Genomic DNA, 18,006 nt, shown 5'->3' on the forward strand with positions numbered 1-18,006 from the left:
CGTCCCTCGCTGCCACCGATCGACATCGGCTTGCCGGTCACGACACCCGGCTTGGTTTCGCCGACGTTGGTACTGTACGCGTCCATGATCCACGCCATCGTCTGGGCGTCGGTCCCCATGTCCGGGGCGGGGATGTCCGTCATCGGCCCGATGATGTCGCCGATCTCGTGGGTGAACCGTCGGGTGAGCCGTTCGTGTTCGCGCTCGCTCAGATCCTTCGGGTTGGCCTGCACGCCACCTTTCGCCCCGCCGAACGGGATATCCATCACTGCACACTTCCACGTCATCGCCATCGAGAGGGCCACGCACTCGTCTCTCGTGATCGACGGGTTGTAGCGCACCCCGCCCTTGTACGGACCGCGAACGCTGTCGTGCTGTGCCCGATAGCCGGTGAACACCTCGATCGAGCCGTCGTCTCGCTCGATCGGAACCGTGACCTCGTAGACGCTGTTCGGGTGGGACAGTCGCTCGACGACGTTCGGGTCGAGATCGATCTGCTCTGCCACCTCCGAAAGCTGATCGACGANCTCGTAGACGCTGTTCGGGTGGGACAGTCGCTCGACGACGTTCGGGTCGAGATCGATCTGCTCTGCCACCTCCGAAAGCTGATCGACGACCGTCTGCAGGGACGATTCGGCGTCGTCGGACTGGTCACTCGATTCGGCGCGATCGGTCTGGGATGGTGTGTCTGAAGACATTGACTGATGCGGTGTGCTGAGGGGCGTATGCTGGTGGGCGATCCTCCCGACGGCGATGCCGGTCGAAGCGACCGCGAACGGACGACATCGACCACGGTCGCCGCGATCCGTGTCGTCCGTTCGCGTTCACTCACCAGTCATACGACCGAACACGTCTCCGTCTCCGCTTCCAGTATTAATAATACTTATGTTGAATTGCTGTATTACCACATAATACGTCTCGGCGGCTACATCCCGCCATCCCTTCTTTCCGCATCCTGCTCTCGATTCGATGGGCATCTCGCGTCTTCATCGGCGCGTGATCGACGTTGCGAGCGCTGACGGCCGCGATTTCGTGGTCCCGGTGGTTGTCCTGGGTCGAGAGCCGAACGGCTATTCAGTCGTGAGAGGGTAACCATCGCATGGAGCTGTCGATCGTCAGCCTCGGGACGGTTCCCGAAGGTGGCACGGCGACGGATGCGTACGACAACACCATCGAACTGGCTCAGCGGGCCGAAGAACTCGGCTACTCACGCTTCTGGGTGGCCGAGCACCACGGCGGCGGTGACTCGACGGCGAGCACGACCCCGGAGGTGCTGATCGCCCATCTCGCGGCCAAGACCAGCGACATTCGCCTCGGCTCGGGGACGGTGCTGCTCAACCACTACAGCCCGTACAAGGTGGCCGAGACGTTCAGCGCGCTCGACGCACTCGCGCCCGGGCGGATCGATATGGGGCTCGGTCGAGCATCGGGGCAGCCAGCCGCCGATCACGCGCTCCAGTACAATCAAAACCAGCAGCAGGACGACCACGCCGACAAGATCGAGGAAGCCGTCAAACATCTCTACAATGGCTTTCCGGACGATCATCCCTACAGCCAACTGCAGCTCGCTCGCTCGGGCGAGGCCGTCCCCCAGACGTGGGTGCTCGGCTCCAGCCCGAACAGCGCCGCGATCGCCGGCCGGTTGGGGCTTCCCTACTGCTTTGCCGCGTTCATTCGGCCCGACGTCGCCCCACAGGCGTTCGAGGCCTATCGGGAGAACTTCGACCCCGCCCCGTTCGCGGCCGCCCCGGACGAACCTGAAGGAATGATCGGGGTGAACGTCAGCTGTGGCGACACCGACGAGGAAGCCGCCCGCCTCCGCGCCTCGGTCGAGGCGTACTACCAGCGACTCGAGCGTGGCGAGGTCGGCACGCCCCCGGCCGTCGACGACGCGATCGACGAACTCGGTGGCGTTCCCGATCCGACACCGCACTCGGTCGAACCGGGCGACTGGCCACAGCAGATCTCCGGCAGTCCCGCGACAGTGCGAGATCTCCTCGAACAGATGACCGAGCAGGTCGGCGTCGACGAGGTCGTCGTTCAGAACATGATTCCGGATCCCGACGACCGGGTTCGCTCGTACGAACTGATCGCCGACGGTGTCGGGCTCGCCGCCGAAGACTCGTGATTCACCGCCAGCTGCCCGACAGTCGACGATCCTTCATAGGCCGGTCGACGCACACGGCCAGTCGGTGATCAGGGGACGATCGCGGTGAGCACCGCCGCCTCGATCTTGCGGAGATGTTCGCCGACGGTGCCGCCGGTCCGATCGAGGCGCTCGGCGATGTCGGCGTGTGTCGCCCGGCGGGGCACCTCGTAGTAGCCCGCCTCGATGGCCGCCTTGAGCGTTTCCTGCTGGCGGGTGGTGAGCCTGGCGAACAGCCGCTGGGCGCTCGGTTCGTACTCACCGGTCTCTTCGAGTTTGAGACCGATCCCGTCGGGGACGGTGCCGATCGTCTCGCGGATCGTCGTCTCCTCGCCGACGACGGTTATCCGGAGCCCGCCGCGAGGGGTGAACTCGATCGGTGTGTCGAGGATGATCCCGTGGGCGTGGGGCACCGCGAGCAGCCCCGCGACGACGTCGTTGGTCTCGAAGTGGACGTAGGCATGGACGCTGTCGCCGGTCGCCGAGACGTTGTGTGCGAGGACGTCCGCGCAGTCGTCGAGGATCGTTTCGATGCGCTCGACGGTGCCGTCGAGTCGGTAGAGCGTGACGGCGGTGCCGTCGTCGAGGCGATTGATGTCGTGTAGCGCCGTGCGCGTCACGTCCGACTCCTCGGCCAGTCGCCGGTCGGAGGGGTGGAGGCCGCCGTCGGGCGGGATGAGAACGAAGGTGACGTACCGCATAGCCGGGATGGGCGGAGCGGGCGCATATACCTTTCCCGCACCGCGACGCGGCGTATAAATGACCGCGGATACGCCGATGAACGTTCATTGGTGTGGCTGCGAATCGTTAGTCGGTGTCATACAATGGCTGACGTCGATTACGAGCCGGACCCGCTGTTCTTTCCGAGTCAGGCGTGGTTCGCCGAATACGAAGAAGAGATCAACAACGACGAGGAGTACGCCGACGTGAGCGAGGGCTGGGGCGTCGATTTCAACGGCCACTTCGTCTTCGAGATGACCGAGATGCCCGTCGACGAACTCGACGTGGAGGCGATGCCCGACTACCTCCAGGAGGAGCTCGACACGTATCTCGACGAGACCGACGATCGGGGCTACGTCGGCCACGCCTTCTGTGGGCTCGAAGACGGGAAGTGTACCGGTGCGTATCTCATCGAAAGCCCCGACGAGGTCGACGAGGGCTTTCTGCTCTCGGCGACCACCGAGAACTGGAAGGCGCTGCTGGAGCAGGAGATGGGTGTCATCGACGGGCTGATGGGCGGCGACTTCGAGCTCGACGGTGACATGCAGAAGATCCTCCAGTACTCCGACGCCGCCGTCAGGCTGACCGAGCTCGCTGGCGAGCCGGATCACGAGTTCGCCGACGAGAAGTACGCGAACTGACCCCGACTTTTAGAACGAGAAGAGATCGATGCCGCCGGTGACGCCGACGACCTGGCCGGTGATGTAGCTCGATTGCTCGCTCGACAGGTAGGCGACGAGGTTGGCGACGTCCTCCTCGCGGCCGAGCTGTCGCATCGGCGTGGCCTTGGCGATGCGCGCGAAGTGTTCGTCGACCTCTTCCAACTGCTCGGGCGGGAGGTCGGCGAGCGCGCCGACGACGATGCTCGGCGCGACGACGTTCGAGGTGACGCCGGACTGTGCACCCTCCAGCGCGAGCGTCTTGCCGAAGCCGATGAGCGCGGCCTTGGTCGCCGAGTAGGAAATCTGGCCGAAGCCGCCCTGCCAGCCGGCCATCGAGGACATGGTGACGATCCGTCCCCAACCGCGTTCGCACATCGCGGGGAACACCTCGCGGGTGACGTTGTACGAGCCCGTGAGATTCACCGCGATATCGCGCTCCCAGATGTCGTCCTCGAAGTTCTCGACCCGTGCGCGCGCGTCAACCATCCCGGCGTTGTTCACGAGTACGTCGATCCCGCCCGTCTCCTCGCGGATCGCCTCGATCGTCGTGGCGACGTCCTCGCGGTCGGTCAGATCGCACTCGACGGCGTGGGCCGTACCGCCATCGTCCTCGATCCCGTCGGCGATGGTCTCCGCGCCGTCTTCGTCCACGTCGAGGACGACGATCTCGGCACCCTCCGCCGCGAGCGTCTCGCAGTCCTCGCTGCCGATGCGTCCGCCGCCACCAGTGACGAGCGCCGTCTTGTCGTCGAGTCCCAGATCCATGCCGGTGTGATCGCCTCCCGCCGACAAATCCCTTCGTCCCCGGATGCGCGGCCGTTTATCAGCGATCGTGATGGCCGATGGACTGGAGTACGTCGAGGCCCACCTTCCGTCGATGGAAGAGCCAAGCGACACGACGCCGAACCCCGGTCGCGAGACCGAGAGCGCGACCTGTGAGAACTGTGGCGCGCGCCTCGATCCGCTCGAATGGGAGACCCTCGGCGACGAGCCGGAAGCCAACGAGGACCTGCATTTCTGTGACGAAGAGTGCATCGAGGAGTGGCGAGGCGAGCAGTGAAAGGATGAAACGTATTCTGTTTGGCGGTCGGCGCGCGCTCACGGTCGTGTGCGAGCCGAGCGGGACCGAAGGTCCCGCTGGCCGTGCGAACGGGCCGATGGCCCGTGAGCAGACAACGCGAGCACCGAGCGCGAACATTGNTCGTGTGCGAGCCGAGCGGGACCGAAGGTCCCGCTGGCCGTGCGAACGGGCCGATGGCCCGTGAGCAGACAACGCGAGCACCGAGCGCGAACATTGTGCGAGGTCTGCACGAGCACGGCGAGTACAGGCTCGTCAGAACGGAGTTCTGGCGGTGGATGAGCGAGTGAGTGAAACGAACGAGCGAATCGGTTGGGGAGGAGTGTGGGCTGTTGTGGTGCTGTGCGGNAACGGAGTTCTGGCGGTGGATGAGCGAGTGAGTGAAACGAACGAGCGAATCGGTTGGGGAGGAGTGTGGGCTGTTGTGGTGCTGTGCGGTGGTTGCGGTAAGCGTCAGCATCCGCGCGAGTGGAACGAGCGCAGTTCGCCGCTCGCGCGGTTTGTGAGCGGGTGTTTTTAGTCCAGGTTTTTTGCGAGGAGCGGTAGCCGACCGCAGGGAGGACACCCGACGAGTAAAAAAGTGGGCCGTGAGTAGTTCTCTCCATGAACTGCACCAAGTGCGACCGCGACGCGGTGGTTCACGCGGCGTACTCGGGGGCGCATCTCTGCGAGTACCACCTCCGGGCGTCGGTCGAAAAGCGCGTTCGTCGGCGGATCAGACAGGACGGGCTGGTGGGCGACGACGCGACCCCCGAGAGCCCCGAGACGTGGCTCATCGGGCTCTCGGGCGGAAAAGACAGCATCGTGCTCACCTCGATTCTCGAAGAAACGTTCGCCGAGGACCCGCGCATCGAGCTGGTCGCGCTCACCATCCACGAGGGGATCGAGGGCTATCGTGACGAGAGTCTCGACGCCGCGAGCGAACTCGCCGACGGGCTGGACATCCACCACGAGGTCGTGAGTTACACCGACGAGTTCGATCTGGAGATGGACGACGTCGTCGAGAAGGACCCCGAGGGGATGGCCGCGTGTGCGTACTGTGGCGTCTTCCGGCGCGATCTGCTCGCCGACTACGCCGAGGCGTTCGGCGCGGACAAACTGTTGACGGGCCACAACCTCGACGACGAGGCCCAGACCGCACTGATGAACTTCTTCGAGGGTGACGTCGCCCAGATGGCCAAACATTTCGACGCGAGCCTCGGGCCGTTCGACGAGCGCGCCGAGACCGACGAGTTCGTCCCGCGGGCGAAGCCGCTGCGGGACGTCCCCGAAAAGGAGGTCGCGCTCTACGCCCATCTCGCCGATCTACCCGTCCACATGGCCGAATGCCCACATTCGACGGAGGCCTATCGTGGCGAGATCCAGGAACTCCTGCTCGACATGGAGGAGCGCCATCCCGGTACGCGCCACTCGATCATGGCCGGCTACGAGGAACTGGCGAAACTGGCCGCCAGCGCCTACGGCGAGGATGGTGCCGATCTCGGCGAGTGCGAGCGCTGTGGCAACGCCACCACGCGCGACGTCTGCCGGACGTGCCAGCTCACCGAGGCGGTGCACGCGGTCTGACAACGGGATACCCGGCGGGATCCATGGCTTCCGCTGTCTGATCGGAGATATGACGATTGCTGCGGTCGTCGGTCGAGTGGGAGAAGAACAGCGGTCGGTCGAACGGCGATGTGGAGGGCCGAAAGCGGGACCTAGCGGATGACGTCGAGATCGGTCTGTCGATCGGGTTCGTCGCGACCGCCGTCGCTCTGGGCGGGAATCTCGAACTCCTCGTCGAGCGCCGCGCGCGAGCGGTCGGCCTGTCCCTGGGCGTCGGGACCGAGCACCTGCGCGCTCTGGACGCCGGTCATGATCGCCATCACGCGGACCTTCCCCTTGTACTCCTCGCGGATGCGCGAGCCCCAGATGACGTTCGCGCTCGGGTCGAGCCGGTCGGTGATGCGCTCGGCGATCTCCTCGGCCTCCTTCAGGGTGAGATCCGGGCCGCCGGTGATGTGGACCAGTCCGCCCGAGGCACCACGGTAATCGACGTCGAGGAGGGGGTGAGTCATCGCGTCCTTGACGACCTCCTCGGTCTTGTTCTTGTCCTGCGTCTCGCCGACGAGCATCACCGCGACGCCACCCTGGTTCATGATGGAGGTCATGTCGGCGTAGTCGAGGTTGATGAGCGACGGCTGGGTGATCGTCTCGGAGATACCCTTGACCGTCTCGGCGATCAGCTGATCCATCACCGAGAACGCCTTGCCGACGGGGAGGTTGGGGACGTAGTCGAGCAGGCGGTTGTTGTCGAGGACGATGATCGAGTCGGCCGCGTTGCGGAGTTCTTCGAGCCCCTCCTCGGCCTTGACAGTTCTGGCGCGCTCGACGTTGAACGGTGTGGAGACCATCCCGACGACGATCGCGCCCTCGTCGCTGGCGATCTCCGAGACGACCGGTGCTGCTCCCGTGCCCGTTCCGCCACCCATCCCCGCGGTGACGAACACGAGATCGGCTCCGGTGAGCACCTCCTTGATGGTGCTCTGGGCCATCTCGGTCGCACGCTGACCCATCTCCGGATCGCCGCCCGCGCCGAGCCCCTGCGTGAGGGACTTGCCGACGAGCACGCGCGTGTCGGCCTCGATCATCTGGAGATGCTGTTTGTCGGTGTTGATGGCGATGGTCTCGGCACCCTCGACGCCGATGTTGTAGAGCCTGTTGACGGTGTTGTTGCCGGCACCGCCACAGCCGACGACGACGATCCGCGGATCGCCGAACTCCTCCAGTTCGGCCTCGTCGCGCCGCTGTTTCTCGAGTTCGGCGTTTTCGAGCGCCGACTCGACGATATCCTGCATCTCAGGCCCTCGCGAACGGTCGTTCCGTCGGACGATCGTCCGACCGTTCCTCGGCGACCATCTCCCTGACCGCCGCCCGGATCGCCTCGCTCCGGTTCGGATAGTCGCCGAGTTCGACCATCCGTTCGACCTCCTCGATCTGCTGTTTCGGAATTCGCAGTGTCACACGCTCCATGTTGTTGCTCCCTTTTGCGACGCGTCTTACACACCGAAATCGCGTGACGGGAGCCATATCGCTCCCGCCCACGACGTCTGTAAGACGGTCGTCTTACGCAAAGTATGCAATTACTGCATTTGTAATAAAACTACCGGCTCGCGTAAGACATACGACGTGAGACGCCGGATGCCCGCGTATGCAACGGGGAGTGCTCTTCTACGGTCGATCCAGGACGTCGGCTGCGGGTGTGCGGCGACCACAGCTCGGACAGAACCCCCAGTCCGAGCGGAGTTCGTCGCCGCAGTCACAGAACACGCGATGGGACGCTTTTTCGCCGCAGTTCGGGCAGTAGACGCTCTCGTCGTCGATTTCCTCGCCACACTGCGCGCACGTTTTACGCGCGTCCGACGGCGTTTGCGCCGTCGCGTCGTTCGTCTTACGCTGGGTCGCGTCGTCCGCAGTCGCCCGCTCGGAAACACCATCGAGCGTGATGTTTACGTTCACGTCCTGTGGCTCTGACGGCGTAAACGTATCCAGTCGCTCGTCGACAAGCGCATCGACGCGGTCGGCGACGACGGCGTCGAGGCTGTCGGTCGTCGCCGACTCGTTCCGTGCGAGATAGGATCGGAGCGCTTCCCGCATCGCCTCGCTCTTGGAGAGCTCCAGGGTTTCGAGCTCCTCGATGAGCTCGTCGTCGGCACGGAACGTGATCTTGCTCATCCTCGCTCGGGGCGACGTGATCACAACACTTCATACTGTCGGGTCGCCGCTCACGGGCCGAGAACACCGTCCAATCGGCGATCCAGGATCGGTCGATTGTTCGACAGGGCGTTGTCGGACAGCCATCACACCAGTCGACGATCGAATGGCAACCGTTAAGTTCGATAGTCCGATTGTTCGTACTGTCCGCCCTTAGCTCAGCCTGGTAGAGCAGCCGACTGTAGATCGGCTTGTCCCCCGTTCAATTCGGGGAGGGCGGATTTCCTCGCCGAACGAATCGGAGCTGAGTCGGACGACTGACGAGTGCGGGTTGCAGTTGCCGGTGACATACTTTTTCCGCCGGGCGTCGTACGCCGCGTATGCCCGACGAAGGACGCAACACCGACCGTGCACGGGAGCGCCAGCGCGACCGCGCCGATCACGTCGAGAACATCCTCGACGACGTCGAAGCCGACGTCAGCGAGCGGCAGTATCCCGTCAGAAGCGAGGAGCTCGCCACCGAGTACGCCGATCAGCCGATCGACATGCCGAACGAAACCGAGTCGATGGGGAGCGTCTTCGATCGGCTCGACGACGAGTACGACACGCCCGAGGAGGTTCGCGAGGCACTCCACGGCGAACTCACCGGCGAAGCGGGCGAGCCGAACGAGTACAACGAAGAACGTGATCTGGAGGCGCTCGACGAGGCCACGGAGTCGGATCGAGCGTAGTCGATCGATCGTTGCCGGGTTACGATTCGAAACAGCCAGTAGCCGTCGGTTCGCCGCCAGCGGGACAACGCTCATGATCGTTCCGACCCGCAGATAGGTCGTGAATCGCGACGCGCTCGCCGTCGTGGTGCTCGCCGTTCTGGCGATCCTCGCCATCGCCGTCGGGGCCGCCGCCATCGACGCACCGACACAGGCGGCCGGGAGCGCCACGGGAAGCGGTGGCGGGAGCGGCGGTCTCCTCGGCGAGGGGCAGACGTTCGACCTCGGCCAGCCGGCACCGATCGAGACGTCGGACGGTTCGGGGCTGATCGAGGCCCTCCTCCAGCTACTCGTCGTCGTGCTCGTCGGTGGATTTCTCGTCGGTCTGTACGTCCTGCGCGACGAACTCGATCGCCGCGATCTCGGGATCGTCGCACTCGGATCGGTCGTTCTGGCTGGCCTGCTGTTCGGGCTATATCGCCTTCTCGGTGCCCTCGGTGGCAACGATGCGGCAAACGGGAATGGCATCGCTGGCAGGCGGACACCCGTGTTCCCGGGTGGTGGCAGCGACGGAGCGGTCGACAGCGTGGCGCGAACCGTTTCGGCCGAGCCGCTGCTCGTGCTCGCCGTCGCCACCGTGCTCCTCGTCGGGATCGGGCTGCTCGTTCGCTCCGGACGGACGGCCGACGAGGAGAAAGATGATGGAGAACCGACATCGGCAGCGTCGAACTCACCGTCCCCCAGTGCGGCCGAACTCGGTCGCGCGGCTGGGACCGCGGCCGACCGCATCGCCGACGACAGGAGCGCCGACAACAAGATCTACCGCGCGTGGCGGGAGATGATCGAGCAGTTGGAGATGGGAAACCCGCGCTCGCGGACGCCGGAGGAGTTCGCCCGCGCCGCGACCGACGCCGGCATGGATCGCGAAAACGTCACCGAACTCACCGACGTGTTCAGAGCCGTGCGCTACGGCGGGACCGATGCCACTGACGAACGCGAAGCGCGGGCGGTGGCCGCACTGCGGCGCATCGAGGACGACGCGGAGGAGCGATGAGTCGCGGACGATCGCTGGCCATCGCGGTCGGCGTCGCGCTCGTTCTCTGGGGGTTGGCCGTCGCGAGCGTGCCGGGGTTCGTCGGCGGCGTCACGCTGACGACCGAACTACTCGGGGCGGTCGCGGTCGTCGCGCTCGCCGGTGGCGCTGTGGCCATCCGCTCACGACTCCGGGCCGAGGAGACGGAAAGCGATCTGCCGACGCCCGAGTCCGCGGGCGAGTTCTCGACGCCCGGGGAAGAGTTCGACGAGAAAGTCGCCGCGCTCGCGCCCGGCAGGCGGATGCGGGGAGCCAGCGAGCGCCGCACGATAAGCGATCGACTGGACGCACTCGCCGTCAGGGTGCTGGTCCGGCAGGGAGCCAGCGAGCAGGCCGCTCGCGAGCAGCTCGCGGAAGGGACGTGGACTGACGACCCCTACGCGGCGGCGTTTTTCGCCGAGGCACTCGCTTCGGACATCCCCCTCGAAGAACGCCTGCGTGCGGCGTTCAGCGGCGAGCCGAGCGAGCGCCGGCGGGCACGCCACGCGGCCGACGCGCTCGCCACCATCGCGAGTCGGGAGCGCGAGCAGTGAGTCGTTCCGGAGAGAACCGACCGACGAGCGCGGACGACGAACGAGTGCATCGAACGGGCCGCTGGCGAGGGGTGAGCGCGCTCGCGCTGGTCGCCAGTGCGGTCGGCATCCTCGCCGACAGCGCCGGCCTCGTGCTCGTCGGCGTCGTCGGCGTCGTCTTCGCCGGGTTCGCACGGGCCGCACGGCCACCGACCGTCGATCTCGCCATCGAGCGATCGGTGAACGACGCCGAACCGGCTTCCGGACAAGAAGTGACGGTGACAGTGACGATCGAGAACACCGGCGATTCTTTCCTGTCCGATCTCCGGATCGTCGACGGTGTGCCGCCCGCGCTCGCCGTCGCGTCGGGATCGCCACGGCTGGCGACTGCACTCAGGCCGGGTGAAACGACGACGCTCTCCTACGACGTGGGGGCTGCTCGCGGACGGCACGCCTTCGAGCCGGCGCTCGCCATCGCCCGCGACGCGAGCGGGGCGACCGAACGCCGATGTGAGGTGGCGGCGACCGACGAGACGCCGATCACTTGCGTGCCGGCGCTCGATGCACAGATGGCGATCGGGCTTCGCCAGCAGACGATCGGCCAGCCCGGGCGCGTGCTCACGGACATCGGCGGCTCGGGCGTCGCCTTCCACACCACCCGCGAGTACCGGCCGGGCGATCCGCTCTCGCGCATCGACTGGAACCGGAAGGCGAAGACCGGCGATCTCTCCACCGTGGACTTCCGCGAGGAACGCGCCGCCGCGGTCGTGCTGCTCGTCGACGCGCGCGAGGGAGCCTATCGTGCTCCGGACGGCGATCGCGACAGCGCGGTCGAGCGAAGCGTCGGCGCGGCCGGGGCGCTGTACGTCGCGCTGACCGACGCGGAGAACCCGGTCGGGATCGCCGCGCTCGCGCCCGAATCCTGTTGGCTCGCGCCGGGACTCGGCGCGAGCCATCGCGCCCGTGCCCGCGAACTGCTCGCCACCCATCCGGCGCTCGCGCCGACACCGCCCGACGACCCCTTCTTCCCGTCGATACGGCTGCGACGACTGCGCCGCCGACTGCCGTCCGAGGCGCAGTTGGTGGTCTGCTCGCCGCTGTGCGACGATTACATCGTGGGGCTCCTCCAGCGACTCGACGCCAGCGGTCATCGCGTGACCGTTCTCAGTCCCGATCCCACGAACGACGAAACGCCCGGCCAGCGGGTGGCCCGCACCGAGCGCACCCTCCGCCTGTCGACGCTGCGCGCGGCAGGGATCCCGGTCGTCGACTGGGGAGCCGAATCGCTCGCCGTCGCGCTCGCCCGGGCGGGAGGAACACGATGAGTGGATCGGCGATCGATCACGCACCGCCACGGACGAGCACCGCCATCGGGATCGGCGTCGCAGTCGTCGGCACGCTATCGCTGGCACTCTCGGGACCCGCGGCCGTCGTCGGCGCGGTCGGCGTCGTCGGTTTCGCCGTCGGACTGCGCTCGTCGTCGCGGGCGGCCGTCACGCTCGGGGCAGCAGGACTGTTCTGCGGAACGGTGCTCGCAGGGCTCGCCGGCGCGCCATCCCCACTCCTGCTGGCGGCGACCGCCGCCACAGTCGTCGCGTGGGACGTCGCGGAGTTCGGCATCGATCTCGGCGAGACGGTCGGGAGGGCAGCCACGACGCGCCGGGCGGAGTTCGTCCACGCGGGCACGAGCGGTGCGCTGGCACTGGTCGGAGCCGGCGGCGGGTCGATCGTCTATCGGCTGGCTGGCGGCGGGCCAGCACTCGTTCCGATCGCGCTACTGTTCGGCGCGGTGGTGCTCGTCCTCACGCTCCGGCCCTGAGTGTAGTCATGTGGGTACGAAGCGATCTTTAGTCTCGACATGTCTCGTACCACGAGATCATGAATCAGTATGAAGGTGTGTGAGCCGGAACGGACCGTTCCTTCCCTGATATTTATTCCCACAGCGCTCCGAGAATGGACGCAATGTCGGAATCAGAAACCATGCCGGACGAATCGGGTGCACCGTATCTCGCCTTCGGCGCGCTCGGCTCCGTGGCGCTCGCACTGTACGAATACTACGCCCGCGACAACCAGCAGCGCGGAATGTTCATCGGGCTCTGGCCGCCGACGATGATCGGCTTCGCGATCTACCAGAAGCTCCAGGACGAGGAGTAGCTCAGACCGTCGGCACCGGCACCTCGTCGAGCACGCTCGCGACGATCGACTGCTTTTCGACGTTCTCGACGGCGGCATCGGGCGTGAGTACTAGCCGATGGGCGAGCACCGCCGGCGCGATGCCGTTCACGTCCTCGGGCGTGACGAACGCACGCCCCGACAGCACCGCACGGGCGCGGGCGGCCTCGAACAGTCGCTGCGTACCCCGCGGCGAGACGCCGACCGAACACGCCGAGCGCTCGCGAGTGGCCCGCGCGATGGCGACCGCGTAGGTCAGCAGATCCTCGTCGACGCGCACCGACTCAGGCACGTCCTGCAGCGCACGCACCCGATCGGTCGAGAGCACCCGCTCCGTTCGCGGGCTCCGCTCGTCGCGTTCGGCGCGCCGCCGGAGGAGTTCGATCTCGCCGCTCTCGTCGGGATAGCCGATCGCCGTCTCGACGAGGAAGCGATCGACCTGCGCCTCGGGGAGTTCGAAGGTGCCCGCCATCTCGACGGGGTTCTGGGTTGCGATAACGACGAAGGGGTCGGGAAGGTCGTGGGTCTCGCCGTCGACGGTGACCTGGCGCTCCTCCATCGCCTCTAGGAGAGCGGCCTGCGTCTTCGGCGGTGCACGATTGATCTCGTCGGCGAGCACGACGTTCGCGAAGACGGGCCCGCGCGAGAACGAGAACTCACCGGTGCTCTCGTCGTAGACATGCGTGCCGGTCACGTCCGACGGCAGGAGGTCGGGTGTGAACTGCACGCGCGAAAAGGAGAGGCCGAGCGCGCGGGCGACGTTGCGGGCGATGAGCGTCTTGCCCGTGCCAGGAACGTCCTCGATGAGCACGTGACCACGCGCGAGCACCCCCATGAGGATCGTTTCGAGCAGCGAGCGCTCGGCGATCACGGTCGCGTCGAGCGCGTCGAGAACCCGCTCGATCTCGCCGTGGGCCGCGTCGATCTCCATGATCGTTCGGGTGTGTCGAGGCGCTTAGGTGTGGCGATGGCGATCGAAATCCATAAAGTGGTCTCGGGCGAACGGACTGATGGAGCCGGGGTAGCCTAGCCTGGCCAAGGCGGTTGCCTCGAAAGCAACTGTCCTCACGGACTCGTGAGTTCAAATCTCACCCCCGGCGCTTTTCCGAAAACGATGATGGCGAGAGGATTCCTCATCGCTTGCAGTTGAGCAGCCGTATGGTAATTTCCGGTCCGGTGGCTCCCGAGCGGCGGCTCAGGCTACGTCGTCCCGATCGTCGATGCGGCTGTTGATGAATCCGCCGCGGAAGGCGACCCACGCGAGTGCGCTCACGAACAGGATCGGCGGAAGAACGGCGAGCCCCATGATCGGTTTGAGACCCCAGAGCACGACGAACGCGACGTCGGCCAGTCCGAGTACGAGAAACGGCAGCACGGCGAGCGCCGCGCGCTTGCGGTTCGGCCTCTCGTCGTCGCCCTCGGAGTTACCCATACGTCGTCCTGGAGTCCGATGGGCAAAAACAGTCCGCTCGTCTCAGAGCGAGCTCTGCCGGCCCGCGCATCGGACACCACCAGCGCGCTGGCCGCCGACGAGATAGCCGTCGACCCCGCTCGTATCGTGCGGGGCAGCGTCCTGCACCCACACTCCGACGCGGCGCTGGCTCGCCCACTCGCGTGCGAGCGCCTTCGATTCGAACAGTCGTCGCGGCCCCTCCTCGTGGACCCACTCGCCGGCCCGCGAGCTCTGTCGCCGCGCCGAGGGTTTGATCTCCAGGACGTATCCCTCGCTCACGACTCGACGAACGTGCTCGGCGCTCTTTTGATTGTGGGTCGCGGTCGCCCGGTGACGGCGTTGTGGCTGCGGACGCGACGAGACTGCGGCGTCAACGGCGACGAGGCTGCGGTGGCGGACGCGTCGTCACCCCGCGATCGCTACCAGCGGTTCGTGACGTCCGTGCTCCCGCAGTCCGGACACTGCGTGAGAACGCCGAGCGGCGGCGATTCGACCGTCTCCCACTGGTCGTCGCCGGGCATGGCCTCGAAGCCACAGTTCAGACACAGCGACGGCCGCTCGGTCGATTCACTCATCGACACGCGAAGCCGCCGTCCGCAGACGTTCCCGCGATGCCGTACTCGCCGGTCCCGAGCCGCCGTTGCCGTGGACTGCTCGTGGCATACTACCGGCTACCACGGGCGGCACCGTAACTGTTTCCACGACCTGCGGTCGGGCGGCCGTCAGGTGAGGAGGAAGACGAGCACGCTGATCGTGAAGAGCGCGAGCGTGACCGCGCCGGCGAGCGCGCCACCCATCGTCACCATCGCGTTGGCGTGGCTGGCGAGCGTCTCGGTCCGGTCGTTGCCGAAGACGTTCACGCGGGCACGCTCGGTCGCCATCCCTGCCTCGACCGGCTCACAGTCGGCTCGCGCGTCCTGGACCAGCGACACGATCCGATCGATCAGCTCGTCGTGGGCGATCGCGCCGCCGACCTGGTTCGTCGATTCGAGCGTGTTCACGACGTGCGTGTCGCTCGTCATCACCTCGGCGGTGTCGACGGCGTCGAGCCGGCCGACGATCGCCTCGCGCAGACCGGGCTCCATGTTGTTGCCGTCGACGAGCACGTAGGCGGTGGTTTCGTCACCGGCGGCGAACACCGCGACGCGGATGCCGAGCGGGCCGATCCCTTCCGCCGGCGTCCACGGCGTCTCGTCCCACGCGACGCCGAGCGAGAGCGGTTCGCGCTGCGCGCCCGTGAGATCGCCGGCCACCTCGCCGACAGCCTCGATGAGATCGAACGAGCGCTGACTGCCCGGCACGACGTGGCCCAGATCGGGACCGTCGAGCCCGTTGTTCGAGTTGTGTGCATCGACGAGCATCGCGTTGGAGAGTCCGTGTGCACGCGCCTCGGCGGCCGCCGACAGCCCGACCGAGTAATCGATGTCGTCGGCGAAGTTCGGCGCGTAGGTCGCCACGAACAGCGCGCCGTCGCCGACGGCATGGCCCGTAACCGTGGCCTCGCCGACGGTCGTACGCCGACTCGCCGAGCCCGTCTCGGTGTACTCGATGCGCTCGCTCGCCCGCGCGACCGCGTCGAGGACGGTGTCGACCTCCCGTTCGGTGACGAGATTGAAGTCGTGGCCGGCGGTCGCGTGCGGCGGGAATCCGAGCCCGTCGGTGCTTTCGGCGACGCGCTTGGGGAGGTCGCCGCCGCCGATCTCACCCATCGGGCCAGGATGGATCATCGGGAGGACGAACCGTGCCTTTTCGGTGCCGTCGGGGCGACGCGCCGCGAGCACGGTGACGGGAACGAGCGCCTCCTCGCCGAGCGACGCGAAGAACTCCTCGATCTCGCGCGTCCCGTCGGCGATGTGACCGATGAACCCCCGGAGGAAGTCGAGCACGCTCACGCCGAGGCTCCGCCGCCACGGCTGGTCGATGACGGTCACGAACGCCCAGACGCCGCCGGCGTAGAGCAGACAGAGGAGTACGAGCAGGGCGAAATCGAGCGGTTCGACGGCGGCGAACTCCGCCGGCCCACGGTTCGGCCGCGAGAGAAAGGAGAGCAGGAGCGGGCCGCCGACCTCGAAGAAGCGCATCATCCCGCTGTAGACGAAGACGAGCAGCGCGACCGACGCAGTCTGGATCCCCGCCGGTATCGCCGCGACGAACAGTGACTTTCGGGAGACGGCGAGCACGACGAGCAGCCGCAGCGCGAACACCGACGCCAGCCCCACGGTGAGTACGTCGAAGACGAACCGCTGGGCGAGCGGTGTGAACACGGCAACGATGCCCGCGCCGACGAGGAAGGCGACGAGGATCAGTTCGCTGACGAGCGCGAGCAGCGAGGCGCGGTTCGGCGTGAGCTGGCCGTCGAGGGCCCGATCGACCGGCGGGGTGACGACGCTCGCGACGATCGTGGGAACCCCGATGAAGAAGACCCCCTCCCAGGCGTCTTCGAGGATGAACCGCGAGTCGAAGGCGGCGACGCCGGCGACGGCAGCGACCAGCAGCGCGAAGCCGAGGCTCGCGTACCACTGGGGCGCGCGGAAGATGAACCGCGAGAGGGCTGCGAGATCGCCCTGCGTGGTGCTCATTGTTGCTCCGACAACCCGAGCGCGGTTAAATCCACCTCACTCCTCGCTCTCGCAGATCGCCCGGAAGTTCGCGAACAGCTCCTCGCCCCGTTCGGTGTGGGCGACCTCGGGATGCCACTGGACGCCGTACAGATCACGCTCGGCGTCGCTCATCGCCTCGATCCCGCAGACGTCGCTCGTGGCGGTGCGATCGAACCCGTCGGGCAGCGCCGTCACCTGGTCGGCGTGGCTCGCCCAGACGCGTGTCTCCGGCGCGAGCGAGCCGACGAGCGGATCCGTTACGTCGTCGATATCGACCGTGACGTCGGCATAGCCCCCGTACTCGCCAGCGCCGACCGCGCCGCCGTACTCGTCGGCGATGATCTGCATGCCGAGACAGATGCCCAGAACGGGAACGTCCCTGTCGAGATACTCGCCGGAGCGCCCGCGCTCGTCGATCTCCGGCCCGCCCGAGAGCACGATCCCGTCGGCATCGATTTCGTCGGGCGGCGTCGAGTTCTCGACGATGTCGGTCTCGACGCCGATGTCGTCCAGCGCGCGACCCTCCAGATGGGTGAACTGGCCGCCGTTGTCGACGACGACGATTGTGGTCATGCCGGAACGTGGCGACGAACCGGCTAAAGACTCCCGAAAACGCGATCGACCGCCTCAGCCGTCGTCCCGGCGCTCGGCGGCCGACGAGAAATCGAGTTCGGCGTGTTCACGGCTCCGCCGCCCCTCCCTGGCGGCGAGCGCCTCGGTGTCGGGGCTCGCGTCGTCGTCGATGCGCGCCCACGACTCGTGGATCTTCGCGTGACACCACCGACAGAGGAAGACGGTGATCTCGTGGCTCGTGCGCTCGTCGTCGGCGTAGGAGAGATGATGTTCTTCGAGCAGCGGTCGGTCGTCCGAATGGGCCTGTCGGCGCTCGTCGAGCCCGCAGCGGACGCACTCGCGCGAACGGTTCCGCGCCCGGAAGTGGGGGCAGTCGGCCCAATCCCAGTCCGAGCCGGCGTCGGTGACGACCGGGCAGGCGAACTCGTCGGCGCGGCGCTCGCGGGCGAACGCTGGATCGTGATGGTCGTGTTCGAGCGCGTACCGACACCGCCCGTCGTCGGTGAGATGATCGCACCGCTCGACGAACGCGTAGGGGTCCTCGACGCCGACCGAGCTGCCGGCGGGCGTCTTCTCCATACCCGACACTCGTCT

General features: G+C 66.8%; 24 protein-coding genes and 2 tRNA genes. 12 read left to right on the forward strand and 14 right to left on the reverse strand.

The features are described from left to right. Nucleotides 1-698: Glu/Leu/Phe/Val dehydrogenase dimerization domain-containing protein (locus C451_RS06755; protein WP_007739092.1), on the reverse strand; the 698-nt coding region annotated here is incomplete at its 3' end. A 126-nt stretch (nt 699-824) separates the two neighbouring features. Beyond that, complete coding sequence (locus C451_RS23300) at nt 825-977, reverse strand: hypothetical protein (protein ID WP_206536687.1); 153 nt, start codon at nt 975-977, stop codon at nt 825-827. Nucleotides 978-1,099: 122 nt separating this feature from the next. Between C451_RS23300 and C451_RS06760 the strand changes: the two genes are divergently transcribed. Further along, complete coding sequence (locus tag C451_RS06760) at nt 1,100-2,128, forward strand: LLM class flavin-dependent oxidoreductase (RefSeq protein WP_007739094.1); 1,029 nt, start codon at nt 1,100-1,102, stop codon at nt 2,126-2,128. Nucleotides 2,129-2,196: 68 nt separating this feature from the next. Here the strand turns inward: C451_RS06760 and C451_RS06765 are convergent, their stop codons facing one another. Next, entirely contained in the window at nt 2,197-2,847 is a 651-nt protein-coding gene (locus C451_RS06765) for a helix-turn-helix domain-containing protein (RefSeq protein ID WP_007739096.1), read from the reverse strand. A gap of 123 nt (nt 2,848-2,970) precedes the next feature. Here C451_RS06765 and C451_RS06770 point away from each other — a divergent pair, with 123 nt between their 5' ends. After that, nucleotides 2,971-3,507, forward strand: a complete 537-nt coding sequence (locus C451_RS06770; RefSeq protein WP_007739097.1) for an SCP2 sterol-binding domain-containing protein — start codon at nt 2,971-2,973, stop codon at nt 3,505-3,507. A 9-nt stretch (nt 3,508-3,516) separates the two neighbouring features. On the opposite strand, the gene C451_RS06775 is transcribed toward C451_RS06770, so the two are convergent. Next, nucleotides 3,517-4,293 (reverse strand): SDR family NAD(P)-dependent oxidoreductase, encoded by a 777-nt coding sequence (locus C451_RS06775; RefSeq protein ID WP_007739098.1) that lies wholly within the window; start codon nt 4,291-4,293, stop codon nt 3,517-3,519. Nucleotides 4,294-4,363: 70 nt separating this feature from the next. Between C451_RS06775 and C451_RS06780 the strand changes: the two genes are divergently transcribed. Both C451_RS06780 and ncsA read left to right on the forward strand, forming a co-directional pair. Then, the gene (locus C451_RS06780; RefSeq protein ID WP_007739099.1) at nt 4,364-4,588 is read left to right on the forward strand and encodes a DUF7576 family protein; all 225 of its coding nucleotides are present in this window, start codon (nt 4,364-4,366) and stop codon (nt 4,586-4,588) included. Between the two features lie 621 nt (nt 4,589-5,209). Next, the gene (gene ncsA / locus C451_RS06785) at nt 5,210-6,172 is read left to right on the forward strand and encodes a tRNA 2-thiolation protein NcsA (RefSeq protein WP_007739100.1); all 963 of its coding nucleotides are present in this window, start codon (nt 5,210-5,212) and stop codon (nt 6,170-6,172) included. A 131-nt stretch (nt 6,173-6,303) separates the two neighbouring features. On the opposite strand, the gene ftsZ is transcribed toward ncsA, so the two are convergent. The 3 genes from ftsZ to C451_RS06800 all read right to left on the reverse strand — a co-directional run bounded on the left by ftsZ (nt 6,304) and on the right by C451_RS06800 (nt 8,320). Continuing rightward, nucleotides 6,304-7,443: a cell division protein FtsZ gene (gene ftsZ, locus C451_RS06790; RefSeq protein ID WP_007739101.1), complete on the reverse strand. Its 1,140-nt coding sequence runs from the start codon at nt 7,441-7,443 to the stop codon at nt 6,304-6,306. 1 nt (nt 7,444) lies between these two features. Next, the gene (locus C451_RS06795) at nt 7,445-7,618 is read right to left on the reverse strand and encodes a ribbon-helix-helix domain-containing protein (RefSeq protein ID WP_007739102.1); all 174 of its coding nucleotides are present in this window, start codon (nt 7,616-7,618) and stop codon (nt 7,445-7,447) included. A 198-nt stretch (nt 7,619-7,816) separates the two neighbouring features. Further along, nucleotides 7,817-8,320, reverse strand: coding sequence for a zinc ribbon domain-containing protein (locus C451_RS06800; RefSeq protein ID WP_007739103.1), 504 nt, complete (start codon nt 8,318-8,320; stop codon nt 7,817-7,819). 186 nt (nt 8,321-8,506) lie between these two features. On the opposite strand from C451_RS06800, the gene C451_RS06805 reads away from it, so the two are divergent. The 7 genes from C451_RS06805 (at nt 8,507) to C451_RS06835 (ending at nt 12,768) form a co-directional block, all read left to right on the forward strand. Next, nucleotides 8,507-8,580 (forward strand) — tRNA-Tyr (locus tag C451_RS06805). Between the two features lie 99 nt (nt 8,581-8,679). Next, nucleotides 8,680-9,030 carry a DUF5789 family protein gene (locus tag C451_RS06810; RefSeq protein WP_007739104.1) on the forward strand — a complete coding sequence of 117 codons (351 nt, stop codon included), beginning with the start codon at nt 8,680-8,682 and terminating at the stop codon, nt 9,028-9,030. 100 nt (nt 9,031-9,130) lie between these two features. Then, nucleotides 9,131-10,063: a DUF4129 domain-containing protein gene (locus C451_RS06815; protein ID WP_007739105.1), complete on the forward strand. Its 933-nt coding sequence runs from the start codon at nt 9,131-9,133 to the stop codon at nt 10,061-10,063. Beyond that, nucleotides 10,060-10,635, forward strand: coding sequence for a DUF7269 family protein (locus C451_RS06820; RefSeq protein ID WP_007739114.1), 576 nt, complete (start codon nt 10,060-10,062; stop codon nt 10,633-10,635). Before C451_RS06815 ends, C451_RS06820 begins: the two co-directional genes overlap by 4 nt. Continuing rightward, nucleotides 10,632-11,939 (forward strand): DUF58 domain-containing protein, encoded by a 1,308-nt coding sequence (locus tag C451_RS06825; RefSeq protein WP_080503528.1) that lies wholly within the window; start codon nt 10,632-10,634, stop codon nt 11,937-11,939. The genes C451_RS06820 and C451_RS06825 overlap by 4 nt, the downstream gene beginning before the upstream one ends. Then, nucleotides 11,936-12,433 (forward strand): DUF7519 family protein, encoded by a 498-nt coding sequence (locus C451_RS06830; protein ID WP_007739123.1) that lies wholly within the window; start codon nt 11,936-11,938, stop codon nt 12,431-12,433. The genes C451_RS06825 and C451_RS06830 overlap by 4 nt, the downstream gene beginning before the upstream one ends. Nucleotides 12,434-12,576: 143 nt before the next feature. Continuing rightward, nucleotides 12,577-12,768 carry a hypothetical protein gene (locus C451_RS06835; RefSeq protein WP_049913028.1) on the forward strand — a complete coding sequence of 64 codons (192 nt, stop codon included), beginning with the start codon at nt 12,577-12,579 and terminating at the stop codon, nt 12,766-12,768. Nucleotide 12,769: 1 nt separating this feature from the next. Here the strand turns inward: C451_RS06835 and C451_RS06840 are convergent, their stop codons facing one another. Further along, entirely contained in the window at nt 12,770-13,717 is a 948-nt protein-coding gene (locus C451_RS06840; RefSeq protein WP_007739133.1) for an AAA family ATPase, read from the reverse strand. Between the two features lie 84 nt (nt 13,718-13,801). Between C451_RS06840 and C451_RS06845 the strand changes: the two genes are divergently transcribed. Further along, nucleotides 13,802-13,886 (forward strand) — tRNA-Ser (locus C451_RS06845). Nucleotides 13,887-13,981: 95 nt separating this feature from the next. On the opposite strand, the gene C451_RS06850 is transcribed toward C451_RS06845, so the two are convergent. From C451_RS06850 to C451_RS06870, 6 genes are all read right to left on the reverse strand, one after another. Further along, nucleotides 13,982-14,218 (reverse strand): hypothetical protein, encoded by a 237-nt coding sequence (locus C451_RS06850; RefSeq protein WP_007739134.1) that lies wholly within the window; start codon nt 14,216-14,218, stop codon nt 13,982-13,984. A 42-nt stretch (nt 14,219-14,260) separates the two neighbouring features. Beyond that, the gene (locus C451_RS06855) at nt 14,261-14,518 is read right to left on the reverse strand and encodes a hypothetical protein (protein WP_007739135.1); all 258 of its coding nucleotides are present in this window, start codon (nt 14,516-14,518) and stop codon (nt 14,261-14,263) included. Nucleotides 14,519-14,658: 140 nt separating this feature from the next. After that, entirely contained in the window at nt 14,659-14,814 is a 156-nt protein-coding gene (locus C451_RS22885; RefSeq protein WP_007739137.1) for a hypothetical protein, read from the reverse strand. 147 nt (nt 14,815-14,961) lie between these two features. Next, nucleotides 14,962-16,818: a DUF2070 family protein gene (locus C451_RS06860; protein WP_007739138.1), complete on the reverse strand. Its 1,857-nt coding sequence runs from the start codon at nt 16,816-16,818 to the stop codon at nt 14,962-14,964. A gap of 36 nt (nt 16,819-16,854) precedes the next feature. Then, nucleotides 16,855-17,412: a GMP synthase subunit A gene (locus C451_RS06865; RefSeq protein ID WP_007739139.1), complete on the reverse strand. Its 558-nt coding sequence runs from the start codon at nt 17,410-17,412 to the stop codon at nt 16,855-16,857. A gap of 54 nt (nt 17,413-17,466) precedes the next feature. Continuing rightward, a complete protein-coding gene (locus C451_RS06870; RefSeq protein WP_007739142.1) occupies nt 17,467-17,991 on the reverse strand; it encodes a DUF7097 family protein in 525 nt (174 codons plus the stop codon). Between the last annotated feature and the right edge of the window lie 15 nt (nt 17,992-18,006).

Source organism: Halococcus thailandensis JCM 13552, assembly GCF_000336715.1.
GTDB lineage: Archaea > Halobacteriota > Halobacteria > Halobacteriales > Halococcaceae > Halococcus > Halococcus thailandensis.

What these genes read in the sequence shown, in the direction of transcription:
- C451_RS23300 (WP_206536687.1), bottom strand. Translation starts at nt 977, where the DNA reads ATGCCCATCGAATCGAGAGCAGGATGCGGAAAGAAGGGATGGCGGGAT.
- C451_RS06760 (WP_007739094.1), top strand. Translation starts at nt 1,100, where the DNA reads ATGGAGCTGTCGATCGTCAGCCTCGGGACGGTTCCCGAAGGTGGCACG.
- C451_RS06765 (WP_007739096.1), bottom strand. Translation starts at nt 2,847, where the DNA reads ATGCGGTACGTCACCTTCGTTCTCATCCCGCCCGACGGCGGCCTCCAC.
- C451_RS06770 (WP_007739097.1), top strand. Translation starts at nt 2,971, where the DNA reads ATGGCTGACGTCGATTACGAGCCGGACCCGCTGTTCTTTCCGAGTCAG.
- C451_RS06775 (WP_007739098.1), bottom strand. Translation starts at nt 4,293, where the DNA reads ATGGATCTGGGACTCGACGACAAGACGGCGCTCGTCACTGGTGGCGGC.
- C451_RS06780 (WP_007739099.1), top strand. Translation starts at nt 4,364, where the DNA reads ATGGCCGATGGACTGGAGTACGTCGAGGCCCACCTTCCGTCGATGGAA.
- ncsA (WP_007739100.1), top strand. Translation starts at nt 5,210, where the DNA reads ATGAACTGCACCAAGTGCGACCGCGACGCGGTGGTTCACGCGGCGTAC.
- ftsZ (WP_007739101.1), bottom strand. Translation starts at nt 7,443, where the DNA reads ATGCAGGATATCGTCGAGTCGGCGCTCGAAAACGCCGAACTCGAGAAA.
- C451_RS06795 (WP_007739102.1), bottom strand. Translation starts at nt 7,618, where the DNA reads ATGGAGCGTGTGACACTGCGAATTCCGAAACAGCAGATCGAGGAGGTC.
- C451_RS06800 (WP_007739103.1), bottom strand. Translation starts at nt 8,320, where the DNA reads ATGAGCAAGATCACGTTCCGTGCCGACGACGAGCTCATCGAGGAGCTC.
- C451_RS06810 (WP_007739104.1), top strand. Translation starts at nt 8,680, where the DNA reads ATGCCCGACGAAGGACGCAACACCGACCGTGCACGGGAGCGCCAGCGC.
- C451_RS06820 (WP_007739114.1), top strand. Translation starts at nt 10,060, where the DNA reads ATGAGTCGCGGACGATCGCTGGCCATCGCGGTCGGCGTCGCGCTCGTT.
- C451_RS06830 (WP_007739123.1), top strand. Translation starts at nt 11,936, where the DNA reads ATGAGTGGATCGGCGATCGATCACGCACCGCCACGGACGAGCACCGCC.
- C451_RS06835 (WP_049913028.1), top strand. Translation starts at nt 12,577, where the DNA reads ATGTCGGAATCAGAAACCATGCCGGACGAATCGGGTGCACCGTATCTC.
- C451_RS06840 (WP_007739133.1), bottom strand. Translation starts at nt 13,717, where the DNA reads ATGGAGATCGACGCGGCCCACGGCGAGATCGAGCGGGTTCTCGACGCG.
- C451_RS06850 (WP_007739134.1), bottom strand. Translation starts at nt 14,218, where the DNA reads ATGGGTAACTCCGAGGGCGACGACGAGAGGCCGAACCGCAAGCGCGCG.
- C451_RS22885 (WP_007739137.1), bottom strand. Translation starts at nt 14,814, where the DNA reads ATGAGTGAATCGACCGAGCGGCCGTCGCTGTGTCTGAACTGTGGCTTC.
- C451_RS06860 (WP_007739138.1), bottom strand. Translation starts at nt 16,818, where the DNA reads ATGAGCACCACGCAGGGCGATCTCGCAGCCCTCTCGCGGTTCATCTTC.
- C451_RS06865 (WP_007739139.1), bottom strand. Translation starts at nt 17,412, where the DNA reads ATGACCACAATCGTCGTCGTCGACAACGGCGGCCAGTTCACCCATCTG.
- C451_RS06870 (WP_007739142.1), bottom strand. Translation starts at nt 17,991, where the DNA reads ATGGAGAAGACGCCCGCCGGCAGCTCGGTCGGCGTCGAGGACCCCTAC.